This window comes from Dyella sp. A6, assembly GCF_036320485.1.
Lineage (GTDB): Bacteria > Pseudomonadota > Gammaproteobacteria > Xanthomonadales > Rhodanobacteraceae > Rhodanobacter_A > Rhodanobacter_A aluminiiresistens.
The window spans coordinates 3,294,513-3,310,221 of the sequence record NZ_CP132911.1; the positions used below are offsets into that span (position 1 = coordinate 3,294,513).

The window sequence follows — 15,709 nt, forward strand, 5'->3', positions numbered from 1 at the left end:
GGCCTTAACCCACGCCGGGAACTGGCTTGGGCGCGTCATCGGGCCATGCCACAATGCCGACCTGCTTTTGTGTGGCGGCTGAAATTGTGCTTATGAAAACACTTTTCGTCACCGGCGGCGCCGGCTTCATCGGCGCCAATTTCGTGCTGCAGGCTGTCGCCGACGGATTGCGCGTCATCAACCTCGACAAGCTGACCTACGCGGGCAACCTCGACACGCTGACGCAACTGGATGGTGACGAACGTCACATATTCGTGCAGGGCGACATCGGTGACCGCGCACTGGTCGCCCGGTTGCTGAACGAGCACCGCCCCGACGCCATCGTCAATTTCGCCGCTGAATCACATGTCGATCGCTCGATCGACGGCCCCGCCGAATTCGTGCAGACCAATGTGGTCGGCACGCTGGGCCTGCTCGAGTGCGCACGTGACTACTGGCGCGGTCTGGAAGACGACACCCGCGACGACTTCCGCGTCCTGCATGTGTCCACCGACGAGGTGTATGGCTCACTGGGTGCGGACGGCAAGTTCACCGAAACCACGCCGTACGCGCCCAACTCACCGTATTCGGCCTCCAAGGCCGCTTCGGACCACCTTGTGCGCGCCTTCCACCACACCTACGGCCTGCCCACGCTCACCACCAACTGCTCGAACAACTACGGCCCCTACCAGTTTCCCGAGAAGCTGATTCCGCTGGTCATCCAGAAGGCGCTGGCAGGCGAACCGCTGCCCGTCTACGGCGACGGCATGAATATCCGCGACTGGTTGTTCGTGGGCGATCACTGCAGCGCCATCCGCCGCGTGCTCGAGGCCGGCGAAGTGGGCGAAACCTACAATGTGGGCGGCAATGCCGAACGCGAGAACATCACCGTGGTGAAGGCCATCTGCGCACTGCTGGACCAGCGCAAGCCGCTGGCCGATGGCCGTGCCCGCGAGTCGCTGATCACCTTCGTGAAGGACCGCCCGGGCCACGACCGCCGCTACGCTATCGATTCGTCGAAGCTGCAGCGCGAACTGGGCTGGCGGCCCTCGCAGACCTTCGAGAGCGGCATCGCGCAGACGGTGGACTGGTATCTCGATCACCAGCCGTGGATCCAGCGCGTGCTCGACGGCAGCTACCGGATGGAGCGACTGGGCCAATGACCACGACACGCAAAGGCATCATTCTTGCCGGCGGATCCGGCACACGGCTGTATCCGATCACCCAGGCGGTGAGCAAGCAGCTGCTGCCGGTGTACGACAAGCCGATGATCTACTACCCGCTGGCCACGCTGATGCTGGCCGGCATCCGCGACGTGCTGATCATCAACACGCCACACGAGCAGGCCCTGTTCCAGCGCCTGCTGGGCGACGGCTCGCAGTGGGGCCTGAACATCCGCTATGCGGTACAGCCTTCGCCGGACGGCCTGGCGCAGGCCTTCCTGATCGGTCGCGAATTCGTGGCCGGCCAGCCGAGCTGTCTGGTGCTGGGCGACAACATTTTCTACGGCCACGGCCTCACCGAGCGGCTGAAGCGCGCCGCCTCGCGGGAGCACGGCGCTACCGTGTTCGGCTACTGGGTGCGCGATCCGGAGCGCTACGGCGTGGCCGAGTTCGACGCCACCGGCAAGGTGGTCGGACTGGAAGAAAAGCCCGCCAAACCGAAGTCCCACTATGCGGTCACCGGGCTGTATTTCTACGACGCCCGGGTGTGCGACTACGCCGCCGCACTGAAGCCTTCGCCGCGTGGTGAGCTGGAGATCACCGACCTCAACCGCTGCTACCTCGACGACGACTCGCTGCATCTGGAGCAGCTCGGGCGTGGTTTTGCCTGGCTGGATACCGGCACCCACGAGTCGCTGATGGAAGCGGGCAACTACATCGAAACCATCGAAAACCGCCAGGGCCTGAAGGTCTGCTGCCCGGAGGAGATCGCCTACCTCAACGGCTGGATCGACGCCGAGCAGGTGCTTCGCCTGGCTGCTCCGCTGGTGAAGACCAGCTACGGCCAGTACCTGCAGCGACTTGCCGGTCAAGGTGTCGTGCGATGAAAGTCATTCCAACCGACCTGCCTGACGTCCTGGTCATCGAACCGCAGGTGTTCGGCGATGATCGCGGTTTTTTCTATGAAAGCCATAACGCGGCCAGATTCCGCGATGCCGGCCTCGATGTCCGTTTCGTCCAGACCAATGTGTCGCGCTCTGCACGTGGCGTATTGCGCGGGCTGCACTACCAGTGGCCCAACCCGCAGGGCAAGCTGGTCAGCGTGCTGGAGGGCGAGGTGTTCGACGTGGCAGTGGACATCCGCCACGGCTCGCCGACCTTCGGCAAGTCGGTCGGCGTCATGCTCACCGCCGACAACCACCGCCACCTGTGGATACCGGAAGGTTTCGCGCATGGCTTCTGCGTGGTTTCCGAGTTCGCCACCTTCAGCTATCAGTGCACGGCACTGTACGACCCGAAGGCCGATGCCGGCGTCCGCTGGAACGATGCCGCCCTGGCCATCAACTGGCCGGTGACCGACCCACTGCTCTCGGACAAGGACACCAAGACACCGTTGCTTGCCGAGGTACCTGCCGAACGGCTGCCGACCTACGCGCCATGACAATTCTTCTGCTTGGCGCCAATGGCCAGCTCGGTCGAAGCTTTATCGAGGATGGCGGCCTGGCCTCGCGCGACAATCTGGTCGCGGCCTGTCGCGACGGCCGCCGCTTCGACGATGGCCCGGCCGAGACCGTCGACATGGCTTCGCCGGAGTCGCTGCGCAGCCTGCTCGACCGGGTCCAGCCACGGATGATCGTCAACGCCGCCGCCTATACCGCCGTGGACAAGGCCGAGCAGGAAGAGACGCTAGCCACCCGGGTCAACGGCGCGGCCGTGGCTGAACTGGGCCGCTGGGCCGCCGCGCATGGCGCCCTGGTGGTGCATTACTCCACCGACTACGTGTTCGACGGCAGCGCCAGCTCGCCGTATCCGGTCAATGCCCCCACCGCGCCGCTGGGCGCGTACGGGCGCAGCAAACTGGCAGGCGAGCAGGCCTTGACGGCCAGTGGTGCCGCGCACCTTACCTTCCGCACGGCCTGGGTGTATGCACCGCACGGACACAACTTCCTGCGCACCATGCTCCGCGTCGGTGCCGAACGCGACGAACTTCGTGTGGTTGCCGACCAGATCGGCGCACCTACGCCTACGTCGGTGATCGTGGCGGGCACGCTGGCGGCACTCGGCACCTGGAACGCAGCCGATGCGGCACGCCGTATCACGCTCACCGGCATCCACCACCTGGTTGCCAGCGGGCACACCAGCTGGCACGGATTCGCCGAAGCTATCTTCGATGCCAGCCTGACCCACGGCCTGCTGCCGCGGGCACCGACGGTCACTGCCATCACCAGTACGGAATACCCCACGCCGGCCCGGCGGCCAGCATGGTCCGTACTGGACAACACCGGCTTCGAACCCATGTTCGGCTATGCTTTGCCCGATTGGCATACCGCATTGGACGACGTTATCCCAGTACTTTTCTCGAAGGACCCTTGAAACAATGCTCATCCCTCTGATTCTCAGTGGCGGCAGCGGCACCCGCCTGTGGCCGGTATCGCGCAAGAACCTGCCCAAGCAGTTCCTGTCGCTCGCCGGCAACGGCACGTTGTTCCAGCAGACCATCGCGCGTACCCGTGAGCTCCCCGACGTGGGCGCGCCGATCGTGGTTGCCAGCGAAGATCACCGCTTCCTCGCCGCCGAGCAACTGCGCGAGACCGGTGTCGAGAAGAGCACCATCGTGCTGGAACCGCTGGCGCGCAACACCGCGCCGGCGATCGCGCTTGGTGCACTGGAAGCGCTGAAGCGTGATCCGGACGCGCTTCTTCTGGTACTGCCGGCCGACCATCTGATCGGCGACACGGGCACCTTCGTTGCCGCCGTGTGCGATGCGATACCGGTGGCGTCGCAGGGCTGGCTGGTGACCTTCGGCATCCGCCCCGACCGGGCCGAGACCGGCTTCGGCTACATCCGTCGGGGCAAGGCGCTCGACGCTGGTGCGTTCCAGGTCGAGCGCTTCGTCGAAAAGCCCGATCTGGCCACCGCCGAGGGCTACCTCAAGGACGGCGATTACGACTGGAACTCGGGCATGTTCCTGTTCAAGGCCGCCCGCTATCTCGAAGAACTGGGCCAGCACGCACCCGACATGCTGGCAGCGGTCCGCGAAGCGCACGCTGCAGCGCAGTCCGACCTCGACTTCGTGCGCATCGGCAAGGACGACTTCGCCAGGGTGCCGGAAGACTCCATCGACTACGCGGTGATGGAAAAAACCGCGCACGCCGCGGTGATCCCGGTCAGCTGCGGCTGGAGCGACATCGGCTCATGGTCGGCCCTGTGGCTGGCTGGCGAACACGACGCCGACGGCAACCTACGCGAAGGCGACACGCTGACGGTGAACACACAGCGCTCGCTGCTGCGCTCGCATGACCGCCACCTGATCGCCACCGTGGGCGTGGATGACCTGGTGGTGGTCACCACGCCGGACGCCACCCTGGTCGCACACCGCGATGCCGCCCAGGACGTGAAGAAGATCGTCGACCAGCTGAAGGCCGGCGGCCGCAGCGAACACTCGTTCCACCGCGTGGTGCACCGCCCCTGGGGCAGCTACGACTCGCTGGAAGCCGGCGAACGCTTCCAGGTGAAACGCATCGTGGTGAAGCCCGGCGCCAGCCTCAGCCTGCAGATGCACCACCATCGCGCCGAACACTGGATCGTGGTTTCCGGCACCGCCGAAGTCACCTGCGGCGACAAGGTATTCCTGCTGGGCGAGAACCAGAGCACCTATATCCCGCTGGGCAGTACCCACCGCCTGCGCAATCCCGGCAAAGTGCCGGTGGAGCTGATCGAAGTGCAGTCCGGCAGCTACCTGGGCGAAGACGACATCGTCCGCTACGACGACGTCTACGGCCGGGCCTGAAGCCGGTAGAACCCCGTCGCCAGGCTAGCGCGCAGCTGCCTGGCGACGCCGACGGCGCAGCCGGTATTCGTCCCGCGCCACGTAGACCGCAGCGCCCAGCACCATCAGTGCCAGCAGGTACCAGGTGATCAGGTAGTTCAGGTGGTGGTTCGGGAAATGGATCACCGTCATCCCGCCCACCGGCCAGGCCGGCGGCCCGCTCGCGGCCGGTGCGGCATCCTCGTCCACGAAGTAGGGCGCCACATCGTGCAGCCCGCGTGCACGTGCGATCGCCGGCACGTCGCGCGTGTACCAGGTGTCGTGCTTTGGATCGTTGTGACGGAACAGGCCGGACGGCTCGCTCATGCGCACCAGCCCGGTGATGGTCACCCGCCCGACCGGCGCCGGCGGACAGCGGCCGTCCAGCGTGCACCAGTCCTGCGGCGCGAAGCCCCGGTTGACCAGTACGATCGCGCCGTCGTCCATTTTCAGCGGCGTGACGATCCAGTTGCCGCTGCCCATGTCGGTAGCCGTCCATACCCGCACCTGGCGGTTGCTCATGTAGACGCCGGAAAGCCGCACGTGCAGGTATTCATCGGCCGCGACGGTCACCTTGGGCCACTGGTCCGGTCCCGGTGCGGCAACGGGCGGCGCGTGCACGCGCGAGTCGACACGCGCGATCAGCGCCCGCTTCCACGCCAGCCGGTGCACCTGCCAGGTACCCAGCGCAATGAAGCCGCCGAACAGCACCAGACCCAGCAACGCCATGCACACCAGCGCCAAAGGTCCATGCGGGGCACGCTCGGCTTCGTCGGAGGGTTGACGCGCTTCAGGCATCACGGAATTCCCAGTTGCTGATCATGGTTGACGGTCGAAAACCGGAAGACGTCATACGCCACCGGAGATCCTTACCCTCTGGCGTGCAGTACCCGCGGCGGCCGTGAGCACCTCGACTACACGCTCCTGCTGCCCGGCCGTCATGTCCACCCACAGCGGCAAGCGGATCAGCTGCTCCGAATGTCGCTCCGTCACGTCCAGCGAACCGTGCACGCGGCCATGCCGCATACCGGCCGGCGAAGTGTGCAACGGCACATAATGGAACACTGCCTGGATGTCGTTCTCACGGAGCCTGTCCAGTACAGGTTGCCGATCGATACCTGGCGCAAGCAGCACGTAATACAAATGGCCGTTGTGCTGGCAGTCGTCCGGCACGATGGGACGCCGCAGCACGCCCGTAGCCTCCAGTGGCTCCAGCATCCGGTGATAGCGATCCCAGAGCGCCAGGCGGGCGCGCGTGATCCTATCCGCCTCCTCGAGCTGCGCCCAAAGGAACGCCGCCGTGAGTTCGCCCGGCAGGAACGAGGAACCCATGGACTGCCAAGTGTACTTGTCGACTTCACCGCGGAAGAACCGGCTGCGGTCGGTACCTTTCTCACGGATGATCTCGGCATTCAACGCCTGCGTAGGGTCGGCGACGAGTAGTGCGCCACCCTCGCCGGAGATCACGTTCTTGGTCTCATGGAAGCTGTAGGCACCGAAATCGCCGATCCCGCCCAGCGCACGCCCCTTGTAGGTCGCCATCAGACCCTGCGCAGCGTCTTCCACCACCTTCAGGTGATGACGCCGGGCAACTTCCATGATGCTGTCCATCTCGCAGGCCACCCCGGCGTAATGCACCGGAACGATCGCCCGCGTGCGCGGCGTGATAGCCGCCTCGATCAGCCGCTCGTCCAGGTTCAGCGTGTCCTCGCGGATGTCGACGAACACCGGCACGCCCCCGCGCAAGACGAAGGCATTCGCGGTCGACACGAAGGTGTACGACGGCATGATGATCTCGTCACCTGGCTGGATCTGAAGCAGCAAGGCTGCCATCTCAAGCGCCGCGGTGCACGAGTGCGTGAGCAGCGCCCTGGCCGAACCGCTACGCGCTTCCAGCCAGCCATGGCAGCGTCGGGTGAACGGTCCATCGCCAGCCAACCGGCCACCGGCATGTGCCTCGGCGATGTAGTGCAGCTCCTTTCCCGTCATGTGTGGCCGGTTGAAGGGAATGTGCGTGTCATTCATCGTGCCCGTGCTCCACCGTCTGGACTTTTCACGCGCCTGCCGCGACGCCCTGTGCTCATACCGCACCGGCAACCGCCGAAAGCAGGTTCCGTCCGGCATCGCGGGCAGGAAGGCCACGGATAGAGGCAGGCCGCGGTGGCAGCCATGATAGCCACGATGGCTGCCGTAACGGATATGCCGTGTTCGCTTGTCATGCAACGGGTTGACCTAATTGCTGCCGCAGCGGCTGGCGAACCCGCCTCAGTCAGACGTCATCTCGCATGCCTTCCTGACGGCATCCATGCGCTCGGGGTCACGCAGAAACATCGCATTGATATGGTAGGTATCGAATGCATGCGCGAGCACGAAACCCGTGCGCACCATCACATGCTGCGATGTCAGGTTCGAAACCTGGGTAGACATCCGCAGTGTCTTGAATCCACGTTCGCAAAAGTAGCGCTGGTTGTAGCGGATGAGCTCGGTATAGATGCCGGCCCCGCTGAAGTCCGGATGCACGCCGGCCAGAACGTAATCACAGGTTCCCCGTGACTGATCGTATGCACTGCAGGATATGCCGGCGACACGACCGTCCTGCACAGCGATCCATACGACCTTGTCCGGATCCGACAAATGCCCGAGCGCCCATTCCTCATACCCGGCCAGGATGCTTTCAGGGCTCAGTACCGGGTTCGAATGATAGTGGTTGGCATAATTGTCGAAGGCATGGCGTATCAGCTCGGATATGCCGTCTACATCGCTTCGCTCCGCCAACCGGATTTGACTCCTCCCTTCCCGCGTGGGTCCCGATGCGCATGCAGCAAGGTCACAGTGATAGGTGACCAGCGTGTCGGCATGAATAGGATGCAGGCCCAGTGGATACAGACCGTGAATCTCATGCGAGTGCCTGGCCGGAAGCCGGATGATCGCAAGATCGGCACGGTGTTCGATCAAGGCTCCGGCCAGCGCCTTGCAATCCAGCGCACCTTCGATGGTTCCCCGCAAGGTTTTCAGGCCGAAACGATTCGATTCGAGTGGTGCGTAAGACAACATGCCATTTCCTTGCCGAAGCGTGTAACGGACGCCGTATCAGTCGCACCCATGGCCGTCGATACTTCCCGCCTCGACGCATGGTACGGCCGTAGCGGCCCTCGCGTCCGGTATCGGCAAACACGAGGCTTTATTGAAGCCTACGCATCCGGTGCATCAACGCACCCCGCGTACCGGAAGGATCGCCCAGGCGCCCAGTACGGCGAGTACCGCAGCCACGGCGAACAGGCTCGCATAGCTGCCGCCACTGACCGACAGGATGCCCGGTGCGACCACAGGCATCAGCAGCTGCGGCAGCACACTGGCGATATTGAAGATACCCAGGTTCCTCGCCGCGTGGGTCTCACGTTCCGGCAGCACGTCGTTGACCAGCGCCAGATCGGCCGCCAGATACGCCCCCTGCGCCATACCGGTAACCGCCATGCCGACAAAAAACCAGGGCAAGCCGTCGGCACCGGCGATCAGCAACAGCGCCAACGCATACAGAAGCGCCGTGGCGAACACGAAAATCTTGCGCCGACCCAGCAGATCGGAAAGGCGGCCGACCAGCGCACTGAATACCGCCACCATGCCCGACTGCACCAGGGTGGAAAGAAAGATCCAGTGCGGCACGTCGTCGGGTGCGCAGCCAAGCTGATGGATCAGGTAGAACTCCTGATAGGTCATCAGCACCGCAACGCCTGCGTAGAGCAGGAAGCGACTGCTCCAGGTCCAGGTGAAATCAGGGAAGCGCAGCGGGTGGATCCAGAAGCTGCCGAAGAATTCGCGCCAGCCGTAGCGCGCCCGCTGCGACGAAACCAGATGGTGATCGGGCAGCACCCAGGCCAGTACGAGTGCGCAGAGCAGTGCAATGCCGGCCGACACCAGGAAGGTTGCCAGCACCGAGCCTGCCAGTGCCTGCATCAGGAACGTCCCGGCGACCATGCCCAGCGGCAGGCTCAAATTCACGACGCCGGACACGGTGCCACGCTGCGAGGCGGGAACCTGATCGGAAAGAATCGCCGCCAGCGCAGCCAGTTGCGCGTTGTAGGTCAATTGCGTCAGACACCAACCCAGCACCAGCCCGGCCACCGAACTGGCCCGTGCCACCACGAACAGGCCCGCCACGCCACCCAGCGCACCGGCGATCAGCCAGGGTCGACGCATGCCGTATCGGGACGTCGTTCGATCTGACAGGCGCCCGAAAAAGGGATTCCCGACCAGCGCCAGCAATGCACCGGCTGCCACCACCAGCGAGAGGCTGTCTGCCGCGTGCCCCGGCACCATCGCCCGCACCCGCGTCGCCAGCCCCTCGATGATCGGCGGCAGCAGGGCCATCCACAGACCCATGTAGGCCAGACCATAGATCGCGACAAAGCGCCAGCCGACCTGCCCGGTGACATCCTCTTGCACGGACTTGCGCATCAACCGCCCGTCCCCATCGTTGCCCGCCATCCCCTGCACCCCATAGCGTCATTCCAGCCGCCTGGCTCCAGCGAGAGCCATCCTGGCATAGGGTGCATCCTAAGGCTTTCGGGGGGCTCCTGTGGATGCACGCAGATGTACCTGGTACGGCACCCGTGCCTGCTTGCGCATGGCAGGCTCGCGGATCGACTGCAACACACTTTCGACCGCCAGGCAGCCGATCTCGCGGCAGGGCTGTCGCACCGTCGTCAGCCCGGGTGAAATCAGCTGCGACACCGGGGTGTCGTCGAAACCGCAGACCGACAGGTCACCCGGCACGGCAAGACCGCGCTCGTAGACTTCACGCATCACCCCGCAGGCCATGTCATCGTTGGCCGCGAAAATCGCCGTAGGCGGATCCGGTCGATCCAGCAATACCCGCGCGGCAGCGACGCCCGACGCGAAGGTGAAATCTCCATCCACCACCAGCGTGTCGTCGTAGGCCAGACCTTCCCGGCGCAACGCGTCGCGGTATCCACCCAACCGCCAGGTGCGCGCGCCGTGACCCTTCAGCCCGGCGACATGGCCGATGCGCCGATGCCCCAACGACGTAAGGTCGCTGACGATTTCCGCCGCAGCCTTGCGCTCGTCGAAGCCAATGTCGATACGCGATTCGCGCAACTTGGAGGAAATCGTCGAGTAACGGATGTCGAGCTCGTCCAGGCGTTGCAGCAGCTTGGCATTGTTCGCGTGCGGCGGCACCAGCACTAGGGCGTCGGGACGATGCTGTGCCACGAAGCCATCAATGCGCGCGGCCAGGTCCTCCGCGGCATCGAAAGGATGCAGCACGGCGTTGTACGGGGTTCCCTTGCATGCCTGCAGCACGCCGACGATCAGTTCCATGATGTAGCTGGAGCCCGCCGACGGGTTGTCGTACAGAAGCGCGACCAGATACGAACGATTTCCCGCCAGGCTACGTGCGGATGCGTTGGGCACATAGTTGAGTTCGCGGATCGACGCCTCGATGCGGGTCCGCAACTTGACCCGCACACTGGCATGTCCGTTGAGCACCCTGGACACCGTCTTGACCGATACGCCGGCATGCGCGGCCACATCTTCGATTCTCGCTGGCATGTATCGGCCGCCCCACCCTGATCCACTTCCAATCGCCTCATGTTACCCCAAGCGAAGTCGCGCCATCCAACGATGATACCGGGCAATTCACACAAAAATACCAGCGCTGGTATTTTCATTTGACAGCGCTGGTATGTTTGGCTAGCGTGCACCGTGCACAAGGGTCAAGACGCTCCGATGTGCAAGGCAAGGGGAAAAAATGTCGACCAATGGAGCGAACCCGATGCGGGTGACGGCGCAGTCCATGCATTGGTTCCGCACGTACGCGGAACAGACCGCGCATCCTCTGCAGCGCATGACGGGCACGCCCGCAATACGGACCGAGATACATAAAGAGATCCACCGATGATCCGGAGCTGTTCGGTGGATGTGCATCCTGAACAAGTCAAGCCGCACCAAGCTAGAACCACGTACAGCGCTGTCGACATCAGAACAAGACTGAACCAGTCAAAAAGCCAGAATTAAGCAGGAGGGGAGAGCAGACATGAACAAGCATTCCATGCAGACGCACGCGCGTGGCATCCATAAGCCACTGCGACTGTCCTTTGCGATCGCGGCAACGCTGTTCGCCGCCGGCCAGCTGCATGCGCAGAGCACGCAGCCCGCCTCGCAGGCCAGCGACCACACCGAACAGGCCGCCAACAAGGACAACAGCAAAACCACGAAGCCAAGCAAGAAGAAGGTGGTAACGCTGACCTCGATGACGGTCAACGGCTACGCCGCGAGCCTGAGTCGAGCACAGGAGATCAAGAAATACGCCAACACCGTGGTGGATGCCATCTCCGCACAGGACGCGACCTCACTACCGGATACCTCCGTCACGGAGGCGCTGAAGCGTCTGCCTGGCGTGACGGTCAGCTCGTTCGGCGTCCAGGCAGACCCTGACCACTTCTCGATCCAGGGAACCGACATCAGCCTGGAAGGCTTGCCCTATACAAGCACGCTGATCAACGGCGGCTCGGTGTTCTCCGCGGGTGGTGGCGAAGGCCTGAATTTCTCGACCGTGGCTCCCGAGCTGATCGGCACAGTCGTGGTGAGCAAGAACCAGACTGCAAGCATGATCGATGGCGGCATCTCCGGCACCATCAACATGAACACGCGCAAGCCGTTCGACAGTGACAAGCCAACGACGGCGGCGGCGAGCATAGGTATTGACTGGGGCACCCTGGCCAAGAAGAGCACGCCGCACATGTCGGCGTTGTTCAGCCACAACTTCAATACCGACTGGGGTCGCTTCGGCATTCTCGGCGCAGCAGCGTACGGCCGGATCGCGCAGCAGGACAACGCGATTTCGGTGGTCGACTACCAACAGCGCTGCAATGGCTGCACGCTTCCGAACGGCGTGGTCGACAGCTTTCCGGGGCTTGCGGCAGGACAGACTGCCTACGTTCCGGTAGGTGGTGACCTGCGCCTTCAGAACCAGACATCGGAGCGCTTCGGGCACGACATCGCCGCGCAATGGGAAAGCCCGGACAAGAAACTCCGCGCCACACTTCAGTGGACCGGCGTCTCGGACAACGAAACGACGTTCGAGCATACGCTGCAGGCGTCGACCGACGCATGTGCTTTCGGCGGCTATACCACCTGCGCCATCCCCTTGTCGGGAACCGTGCCTACGTACGATTCCAACGGCGTGTTGACCTCGGGCATCATCACCACGGCCCCATCCGCCACCAGCTTCACACCGAGCAGCTACGGCGGCATGCAGACCCAGCTGGATACCACCGGCTATCGGACGCGCTACACCACCAACGATATCAACCTCAAGTTGGGCTGGGATGTCACCGACAGGCTGCACCTGAGTGGCGATGCGCAGTACACGAAGTCGCGCTACGACTACCGCTACTACTACATCCGCCAGCTGACCAATGCCAACTGGGCCATTACCACCCATGGCAACAACGTGCCCAGCGTCAGCTTGCTGTCGCCGAACCCAGCCCAGACCACGGCGCAGTATTTCGCCGATCCCGCAAACTTCTACTACGCGGCCGCACAGGATGCCTACCGAAATTCCTGGGGTAACCAGCGCGCCCTCCGGCTCGACGGCACCTTCGATGTCAATGCCGACTTGATCGACAGCGTCCAGTTCGGCGTCCGCTACGCCAAGCAAAGCGAGACACTGCAGAATTCGATCTTCAACTATCAGAACATCAGCTCGCCCTACGTCTGGGGAGGCTGGTCGCCTGTCATCACTGGCGCCCAGACGCCGGGCGTGACTGCGCCGGTCAGCATCGACCTGCCCGGGTTCAACACCAACTATGGCGTGACCGCCCCCTACGTCAATGTGAATCCGGCACTGCAGTTCGACAAGGCCGTGGCGATCATGCGCGCCATCAATGCCCAGTGGCTGGCTTCCGCGCCGCCGGGGTCGCTGGGCAACCCGTACTACACCAACGACCAGCGGGTCGGCCTGGTTCCGGGCACGGGATACATGCCACAGGAGATCTCCTCCAACTCCACAGCGACACGTGCCGCGTACGTGCAGCTGAATTTCGGTAACGACAGCAGCAACTTCCTGAGCAATCTGCAGATCAGCGGCAACGTAGGCGTCCGCATCGTTCACACGCAGAACAACGCCACCGGTTACCTGATCGTCCCGAATCAGTCACTGGCGCAGAACGGCATGTCCGTAGCGGCGTACTGCGCACTTCAGACCTCCGGCGGATCCGCTGCCGCCGGTACGTTCTGCGCACTGAGTCCGGCTCAGCAACAGCAGTACACCCGGTTCGCGAATGGCGCCTACACGCCGATCACCGCGCCGAACTCGTACAACAACATCCTCCCGAGCTTCAACCTGGCGATCGGCTGGACGAACAATCTCATCTCGCGCTTCGCCTACTCGAAAGCGATCTACCGCCCCAGCCTGCAGTCCCTCGCGGCGGGTCAAGGCGTGTCCGGCCTGCTTCCTTACACGCCATCCAACGGGCTGACGACACCGACCGTCGGGAACGCCCAGACCGGCACGAACCCCTATCTCAAGCCCATCACCTCGCAGAACTTCGACCTCACGACCGAGTGGTATTTCGCGAATGTCGGCCAGCTGTCCGCAACGCTGTTCTGGAAGAAGCTGAACAACCTTATCGAGTACGACACCAGCGTGGCCAATGTAGCGGTCACTAATAACGGCGTGACCTATCCGGAGATCTACACGGCCGGCCTCGTTAACCTCAACCACAAGGCCAACGTGCATGGCGTCGAACTGGCCTACCAGCAGACGTTCTCATTCCTTCCGGGCTGGCTGTCTGGCCTGGGTGCCAACGCCAATTACACCTACATCAAGTCCGGCGGCATGCACTTCGGCTCGGTGCATTACTGTGCTTATGGCTATGCGGCTGCAACGCAGTGCGTCAACCAGACCAACCTGCCGCCGCAGGAGCTGTCCCGCGACAGCCTCAACCTGGGCGTCTACTACGGCAAGGGTCCGTTGAATGCCAAGGTGGTCTGGAACTGGCGCTCCGCCTTCCTTATCACGGCCTCGGAAGCGGACTACCCGTTCCTTCCGGTCATGGCCAGGGGTCAAGGGCAGGTCGATGCCTCCGTGAGCTATGCGCTCAACAAGCACATGAAGCTCTCGCTGCAGGCGGCGAACATTCTCAACTCGACGTTCAAGACCCGCGAAATCGTCAATACCGAAGGCTTGCAGGTTCCCAAGGGATTCTTCCGGTTCGACACGCGTTACGACCTCACCTTCACGATGAGTCTCTGAGCACGTCCCGCCCCTTGCCGCGATCAATCCGGTCCGCGGCAAGGGGCCCATTCCGAGGGCGTGGCAACCTCCAGATCGTCTGTGCTTCGTGAACGGAGGCACGCCCTGCGGCCAATCGGCTCATTACGCCGGCATCCATTCGCAATGGCTTGAGGCCCTCTGATGACTATCGGCCTGATGACTATCAGCGCGCTTCGAGCCAATCGCTGGAGGCCATTAAGGCTTTGCGGAGCGAACATGTACATGGTGCTTGCCACCGCAGTGGCAAGGCCAAGGCCGAGCGAACACCTTTCTCCCACCGCACAAATCCATGCCATCGCACGCGCCGGCTGCAATGCCATCGCCATGCGTGTCGACGCCGTACCGGGAGATACACCAGTACTGCTGCGCAGCTACGACAACCGGCGCGGAAGTGGCGCGCCCGCGCTGGCCCCTCTGCGATCCGCCGCCTTCACGTACGACAACGCACTCGCCGTGATCGCGCTGCTCGCCTGCCACCGACGCACCGAAGCCCGTCGCATCGGCGAGGCATTGCGGCTGGCGGCCATGCACGACACACGCCTGCGCGACGCTTACCGTGCTGGCCCCGTCGAAGGCAACAAACCGCTGCCCAATGGCTGGTGGAATGCACAGCACACGAAGTGGACCGATGCTGCACACGTCTACGCCGGTGCGTACCAGAACGGCACATCCTGCGGCAATGTCGCCTGGACCGCGCTGGCCCTGCTGGCGTTGCAGCACGCCAGCGGCGAAGTACGCTGGCGTGATGCTGCCGTGCACCTCGCCAACTGGGTGGTCCGCCACGCCTCGGACAATCGCGGCGCCGGTGGATTCGATGGTGGCATCGAGTCGTACCTGCTGACACCGAGGAAGGCGACATGGAAATCGACCGAACACAATATCGACCTGACTGCGCTGTTCGCATGGTTGAATCGCATCTCGGCGCCCGGCGGTGACTGGCGCGCACAGGCCCGACACGCACGCAGCTTCGTCGCGGCGCAATGGGATGCAGCGAGCGGCCACTTCTGGATGGGCACCCGGGCCGACGGCGTGACTCCGCTGCGTTCGATGTCCGCGCTCGACGTACAGTTGTGGGCGCAACTGCTGCCCGATGCACCAGCGACCTGGCGGCGCGCACTGGCCTGGGTCCGGCATACAAATGCTGTCGACAGCGGCTTCGACTTTACCGGGGTACGCGACGGCATGTGGACGGAAGGTACCGCGCAGGCGGCGCTGGTCTATCGCTGGATCGGCGACGACTCACGCGCCACGCCGCTGTTCGCCGCTATCGCCAGACAGGCATCGCCGGGGGGATTTCTCTACGCCACACCGCAACCACGCATTACCACCATCTACGCCTACTACTATCACCAGCCCTGCCTGGCCGCGACGGCCTGGGCCGTGCTCGCAGCATCGAACCACAACCCGTACCAGCCAGGCGCATGAACGGCTATCACCAGACTCTCGGCTGGCATGACCGGTTGG

General features: G+C 63.7%; 12 protein-coding genes. 7 read left to right on the top strand and 5 right to left on the bottom strand.

Annotated features, from left to right (window positions below):
* Nucleotides 1-92 precede the first annotated feature (92 nt).
* The 5 genes from rfbB to RA164_RS14740 are packed head-to-tail and all read left to right on the top strand — an operon-like array spanning nucleotide 93 to nucleotide 4,932.
* A complete protein-coding gene (gene rfbB, locus RA164_RS14720; RefSeq protein ID WP_329741587.1) occupies nucleotides 93-1,142 on the top strand; it encodes a dTDP-glucose 4,6-dehydratase in 1,050 nt (349 codons plus the stop codon).
* Nucleotides 1,139-2,029 carry a glucose-1-phosphate thymidylyltransferase RfbA gene (rfbA, locus tag RA164_RS14725; protein ID WP_329741588.1) on the top strand — a complete coding sequence of 297 codons (891 nt, stop codon included), beginning with the start codon at nucleotides 1,139-1,141 and terminating at the stop codon, nucleotides 2,027-2,029. The genes rfbB and rfbA overlap by 4 nt, the downstream gene beginning before the upstream one ends.
* Nucleotides 2,026-2,583 (top strand): dTDP-4-dehydrorhamnose 3,5-epimerase, encoded by a 558-nt coding sequence (rfbC, locus tag RA164_RS14730; protein WP_329741589.1) that lies wholly within the window; start codon nucleotides 2,026-2,028, stop codon nucleotides 2,581-2,583. Before rfbA ends, rfbC begins: the two co-directional genes overlap by 4 nt.
* Nucleotides 2,580-3,515: a dTDP-4-dehydrorhamnose reductase gene (rfbD, locus tag RA164_RS14735; RefSeq protein ID WP_329741590.1), complete on the top strand. Its 936-nt coding sequence runs from the start codon at nucleotides 2,580-2,582 to the stop codon at nucleotides 3,513-3,515. The genes rfbC and rfbD overlap by 4 nt, the downstream gene beginning before the upstream one ends.
* A 4-nt stretch (nucleotides 3,516-3,519) precedes the next feature.
* Complete coding sequence (locus RA164_RS14740) at nucleotides 3,520-4,932, top strand: mannose-1-phosphate guanylyltransferase/mannose-6-phosphate isomerase (protein ID WP_329741591.1); 1,413 nt, start codon at nucleotides 3,520-3,522, stop codon at nucleotides 4,930-4,932.
* A 24-nt stretch (nucleotides 4,933-4,956) separates the two neighbouring features.
* Here RA164_RS14740 and RA164_RS14745 read toward each other — a convergent pair whose 3' ends face one another.
* From RA164_RS14745 to RA164_RS14765, 5 genes are all read right to left on the bottom strand, one after another.
* Nucleotides 4,957-5,748, bottom strand: a complete 792-nt coding sequence (locus tag RA164_RS14745; protein ID WP_329741592.1) for an SURF1 family protein — start codon at nucleotides 5,746-5,748, stop codon at nucleotides 4,957-4,959.
* Between the two features lie 51 nt (nucleotides 5,749-5,799).
* Nucleotides 5,800-6,975 (bottom strand): dTDP-4-amino-4,6-dideoxygalactose transaminase, encoded by a 1,176-nt coding sequence (rffA, locus tag RA164_RS14750; protein ID WP_329741593.1) that lies wholly within the window; start codon nucleotides 6,973-6,975, stop codon nucleotides 5,800-5,802.
* 240 nt (nucleotides 6,976-7,215) lie between these two features.
* On the bottom strand, nucleotides 7,216-8,004 hold the full coding sequence (locus RA164_RS14755) for a GNAT family N-acetyltransferase (RefSeq protein WP_329741594.1): 789 nt from the start codon (nucleotides 8,002-8,004) through the stop codon (nucleotides 7,216-7,218).
* A 153-nt stretch (nucleotides 8,005-8,157) separates the two neighbouring features.
* A complete protein-coding gene (locus RA164_RS14760; protein WP_329741595.1) occupies nucleotides 8,158-9,405 on the bottom strand; it encodes an MFS transporter in 1,248 nt (415 codons plus the stop codon).
* 99 nt (nucleotides 9,406-9,504) lie between these two features.
* Entirely contained in the window at nucleotides 9,505-10,518 is a 1,014-nt protein-coding gene (locus RA164_RS14765; RefSeq protein WP_329741596.1) for a LacI family DNA-binding transcriptional regulator, read from the bottom strand.
* Between the two features lie 484 nt (nucleotides 10,519-11,002).
* Between RA164_RS14765 and RA164_RS14770 the strand changes: the two genes are divergently transcribed.
* Both RA164_RS14770 and RA164_RS14775 read left to right on the top strand, forming a co-directional pair.
* Nucleotides 11,003-14,224, top strand: coding sequence for a TonB-dependent receptor (locus tag RA164_RS14770; RefSeq protein ID WP_329741597.1), 3,222 nt, complete (start codon nucleotides 11,003-11,005; stop codon nucleotides 14,222-14,224).
* Nucleotides 14,225-14,461: 237 nt separating this feature from the next.
* On the top strand, nucleotides 14,462-15,670 hold the full coding sequence (locus RA164_RS14775; protein ID WP_329741598.1) for a hypothetical protein: 1,209 nt from the start codon (nucleotides 14,462-14,464) through the stop codon (nucleotides 15,668-15,670).
* Nucleotides 15,671-15,709: the final 39 nt, after the last annotated feature.